Origin of the sequence: Amycolatopsis thermalba, from assembly GCF_003385215.1 — a bacterium.
Taxonomy (GTDB): domain Bacteria; phylum Actinomycetota; class Actinomycetes; order Mycobacteriales; family Pseudonocardiaceae; genus Amycolatopsis_E; species Amycolatopsis_E thermalba.
This window is the reverse complement of record NZ_PQHW01000221.1, coordinates 1-1,115: the sequence shown is the minus strand read 5'-3', so window position 1 is coordinate 1,115 and position 1,115 is coordinate 1. Positions and strand designations below refer to the sequence as shown.

The window sequence follows — 1,115 nt, the reverse complement described above, 5'->3', positions numbered from 1 at the left end:
GTTGCGGGTCATGACGTTGGTGTCGGCTGCGGGGGCTTGAGACGAGGGGACGGGTCTTTCGGCGGCAGGATGAGAAGTGCGACCCACTCATCCGCCGAGAGAAAGACCCGTCCATGCACCACCGTAATGCCCCGCTGTCCGTCGAGGGCCGTCGCCGGCTCGTGCAGCGTTGCCAGACCCGCCCGATCGCCCATGTCGCCGCCGAGATGGGCATCTCGCGGCAATGCGCCTCCAAGTGGGTCAACCGCTGGCGCCGCTACGGTGAGACCGGTCTGCTCGACCGCCCGAGCGTGCCGCACCGCCATCCCACCGCCACCCCAGCCGAGGTCGTGGCCCGGATCGAGCAGCTACGGCGACAGCGGAAATGGTCCGCCCGTCGCATCGCCACCGAGCTGGCCGCCGAAGGCGTGACCATCTCGGTTCGCACCGTCGGCCGCCACCTGCTGCAGCTGGGTCTCAACCGGCGCCGGTTCCTCGATCCCACCGGCGCCACCAACCGGGCGCCCCAGCGGATCATCGCCCGCTGGCCCGGGCACATGGTCCACCTGGATGTGAAGAAGACCGGCCAGATCCCCGACGGCGGCGGCTGGCGCGTCCACGGCAAGGGCAGCGACCAGGACCGTCTGGTCGCCCGCGGCAAGACCCGCGGTCAGCGGGCCCGCTACACCTACCTGCACTCCGCCATCGACGGCTACTCCCGCCTGGCCTACACCGAAGCCCTGCCCGACGAGAAGGCCCGCACGGCGATCGGGTTCGTCCACCGCGCGCGGGCGTTCTTCGCCCGCCACGGCTTCACCCACATCCACCGCCTGGTCACCGACAACGGCTCCTGTTACCGCGCCCGCGACTTCGCCACCGTCCTACGCGGCGCCCGCCACCAGCGGATCACGCCCTACACCCCACGCCACAACGGCAAGGTCGAGCGCTACAACCGGATCCTGGCCGAAGAGTTCCTCTACGCCCGGGTCTGGACCAGCGAGCAGGAACGCACCGAGGCGTTAGCGATCTGGAACATCCACTACAACTACCATCGACCACACACTGCTGCCGGAGATCAGCCACCCGCGACCCGGCTCCACACCGGCGTCACCAATGTCACGGCCTCATACAGCTAG

1 protein-coding gene is annotated in these 1,115 nt (G+C 69.3%); it reads left to right on the top strand.

From position 1 onward, the window contains the following. The first annotated feature begins 113 nt into the window (after positions 1-113). Positions 114-1,115 carry an IS481 family transposase gene (locus D0D15_RS35765; RefSeq protein WP_115945108.1) on the top strand — a complete coding sequence of 334 codons (1,002 nt, stop codon included), beginning with the start codon at positions 114-116 and terminating at the stop codon, positions 1,113-1,115.

Excerpts from the sequence above, each read along its gene's own strand:
- D0D15_RS35765 (WP_115945108.1), top strand. The coding sequence starts at position 114 with ATGCACCACCGTAATGCCCCGCTGTCCGTCGAGGGCCGTCGCCGGCTC.